The sequence below is a fragment of the Brevundimonas sp. SPF441 genome, from assembly GCF_009661015.1.
GTDB classification, from domain to species: Bacteria; Pseudomonadota; Alphaproteobacteria; order Caulobacterales; family Caulobacteraceae; genus Brevundimonas; species Brevundimonas vesicularis.
This window is the reverse complement of sequence record NZ_WJWX01000052.1, coordinates 1-2,512: the sequence shown is the minus strand read 5'-3', so window position 1 is coordinate 2,512 and position 2,512 is coordinate 1. Positions and strand designations below refer to the sequence as shown.

The following is a 2,512-nucleotide window of genomic DNA, read 5'->3' as shown; positions in this document are numbered from 1 at the left end:
GCAGCGCTGCGCCTGTCACCGCCAAAAACGGGTCATACCGAAAAATCTCGGGCAACTGGCTTTGAGAAATCAACCCAGCAGTCCCCTGTGTGCATGCCTGAGACGCCCCAAACGTGTGCTATACTTGACGCCCCAAACGTGTGCTATACTTGTGCTCATGCGGTTGGATTTCCTATCCCCCCGACCCGCGCTGCGGCGGGCCGAAAAATCCCAGGGATGGGTTTTTTCGGTGTTTTCCTCGTTGGCACATTCAAGAGCAAGGAGCGTTCCATGAAGCTGTATTACACCCCCGGCGCCTGTTCCATGGCCCCGCACATCGCCCTGCGCGAAGCCGGCCTGAAATTCGACCTGGAAAAGGTCGACCTGATGACCAAGAAAACCGAATCGGGCGCCGACTTCACCGCCATCAATCCCAAAGGCTACGTGCCGGCGCTGCAGCTCGACAACGGCCAGGTGCTGACCGAGGTCGGCGTGGTGCTGCAATACATCGCCGACCAGAAGCCGGGCAGCGGACTGGCCCCGGCCGCCGGCACGCTCGAGCGCTACCGCCTGATGGAGATGCTGAATTTCATCTCCACCGAGCTGCACAAGAACTTCGGTCCGCTGTTCAACCCGGCGGCCGGCGACGACGCCAAGAAAGCAGCCATCGAGATGATCGGCAAGCGCCTTGGCTACCTCGACCAGCAGCTGGCCGGCAAGCAGTATCTGCTCGGTGACACCTTCACGGTGGCCGACTGCTACCTCGCCACCATGCTCGGCTGGTGCCAGTACGCCAAGCTCGACCTGTCGGCCTGGCCGAACATCGGCGCTTACGCCGGCCGCGTGATGAGCCGCCCGGCGGTGATCGAGACGATGAAGGCCGAAGGCCTGATGGGCTGAGGGCCACCTGCCGATGCGGCGCGGGTCACGCCCGCGCCGCACGGCGTCAATCCATAAACACGTCGATTTTGCCTGTGCGCGCCGCCCGGCGGCGCCACCCGGGCGGCGCGGGTTCGCTGGCAACGGCCTGCCGAGGTGGCGCGCCTGTACACCGACGGCGCTTTCCTGCAGCGTCTGCGCGAGCAGTTCGACGGCGACTTCACGCTGCGCTTTCATCTGGCGCCGCCGCTGCTGGCCCGGCGCAACGACAAGGGCGAACTCGTCAAGCGCGAATACGGCCCCTGGGTGATGGGGGCGTTCCGTGTGTTGGCCCGGCTCAAGGGGCTGCGCGGCACCGCCTTCGACCCCTTCGGCCACACGGAGGAGCGGCGCACCGAGCGGGCCTTGATCCGCGAGTACGAGGCCGCGGTCGAGGAGGTGTTGCGCGACCTGCGGGCAGACCGGTTGCCGCTGGCGCTGGAGATCGCCCGCTGGCCGGCGCGGGTCAAGGGCTTTGGCCACGTCAAGGAACGCAACCTGCGGGCAGCCCGCCCGCTGTGGGACGACCTGCTGCGGCGCTGGCGCGCGGGCGACGCCGCCGCCGCGCCGACGTCGGCCGCGCGCCTCGCCTGACCGGCTGGGCAGGCGCGCCACCCGACCGCGCGCCTGCCCGGTGCGCGGGCCGCGCTGTCACCGCCCCGACGCAGCGCGCTGCCGCCGGTGGGCTGGCCGGCGTACACTGCGCGGTTTTTCGTGCAGGCAAGGGAGTGGCGATGGCCGCAGCGGGCAGTGCAGACGGTGGGGCAGCAACGGCGGGCGGGATCGGCGGCGGCGTCGCGTGGGCGCTGGCTGCCGGGGCCCTGTGGGGGCTGGTGTTCGTCGCGCCACTGATGTTGCCCGAGTATCCGGCGGCGCTGCAGTCGGTGGCGCGTTACCAATGGGCCGACCCTGGCCTTCAAGGATATGGCCATGCAACTTCTTGGCAATCTGTTTGAGTACGTGCTGGACAAACGGGGCGAGACAATCAACATTCTTGGCGCAACGTCGGGCGATACGGGTTCAGCTTAGTGGGGGCCGCGAAAGCTTCACGCCTGAAGTCCATGGTGCATTAGCGACCCGCGCCTACGAAGCCACCTTCATGGCCGGCCAGCCGGCGCTGGCCCCGATGCGCTTCAGCGCACTGAATTTCTGCGGCCAACCGTGGGAGCCGCAGCAGGCGGAGTACGACGGCGGCACCACGCTCACGCTCTGGCACCACGACCTCTACTACGGCAACCGCGTCGGCGCGCGCTTCTCGTTTGCCGACCAGTACATGGGACTGGTCGGTCAGCCGTCGCGCGAGTAACCGGTGCGAATAACCGCCGAGAGTACACCCCGATCAAAGCCAGGCCAGACCAGCAGGCGCTGCTCAGCTGAACCCGCCGCGCATCAAAACCGCCACCTCACCGGCGAATAGAGGCGGTTCCTGACCAGCGTTCACACGGCTGAGGAGAAGTCTGCAAAATACTGTGTATTTGCGCAGTATTCATGCCAGCCACCGCCAAACCCAAGCGCTACAACCCCCGCCACCCCGAACGCACTCTGCTCTACCAAACCGTGGCCGAGCACTACGAGAGCTGGCTGGAGCTGGCTTGCGAGGGTCAATTTGAGGGCC

At 66.6% G+C, this 2,512-nt stretch carries 4 protein-coding genes; all 4 read left to right on the top strand.

What is annotated here, in order from left to right; genetic code table 11:
* Positions 1–270: 270 nt before the first annotated feature.
* The 4 genes from gstA to GGC30_RS16125 all read left to right on the top strand — a co-directional run bounded on the left by gstA (position 271) and on the right by GGC30_RS16125 (position 2,203).
* Entirely contained in the window at positions 271–879 is a 609-nt protein-coding gene (gene gstA, locus GGC30_RS16140) for a glutathione transferase GstA (protein WP_040214185.1), read from the top strand.
* 135 nt (positions 880–1,014) lie between these two features.
* On the top strand, positions 1,015–1,491 hold the full coding sequence (locus GGC30_RS16135) for a DUF6537 domain-containing protein (protein WP_057384091.1): 477 nt from the start codon (positions 1,015–1,017) through the stop codon (positions 1,489–1,491).
* Between the two features lie 140 nt (positions 1,492–1,631).
* Positions 1,632–1,853 (top strand): hypothetical protein, encoded by a 222-nt coding sequence (locus tag GGC30_RS16130; protein ID WP_057384092.1) that lies wholly within the window; start codon positions 1,632–1,634, stop codon positions 1,851–1,853.
* Positions 1,854–1,996: 143 nt separating this feature from the next.
* On the top strand, positions 1,997–2,203 hold the full coding sequence (locus GGC30_RS16125) for a hypothetical protein (protein ID WP_020205952.1): 207 nt from the start codon (positions 1,997–1,999) through the stop codon (positions 2,201–2,203).
* Positions 2,204–2,512 lie beyond the last annotated feature (309 nt).

What these genes read in the sequence shown, in the direction of transcription:
- gstA (WP_040214185.1), top strand. Translation starts at nt 271, where the DNA reads ATGAAGCTGTATTACACCCCCGGCGCCTGTTCCATGGCCCCGCACATC.
- GGC30_RS16130 (WP_057384092.1), top strand. Translation starts at nt 1,632, where the DNA reads ATGGCCGCAGCGGGCAGTGCAGACGGTGGGGCAGCAACGGCGGGCGGG.
- GGC30_RS16125 (WP_020205952.1), top strand. Translation starts at nt 1,997, where the DNA reads ATGGCCGGCCAGCCGGCGCTGGCCCCGATGCGCTTCAGCGCACTGAAT.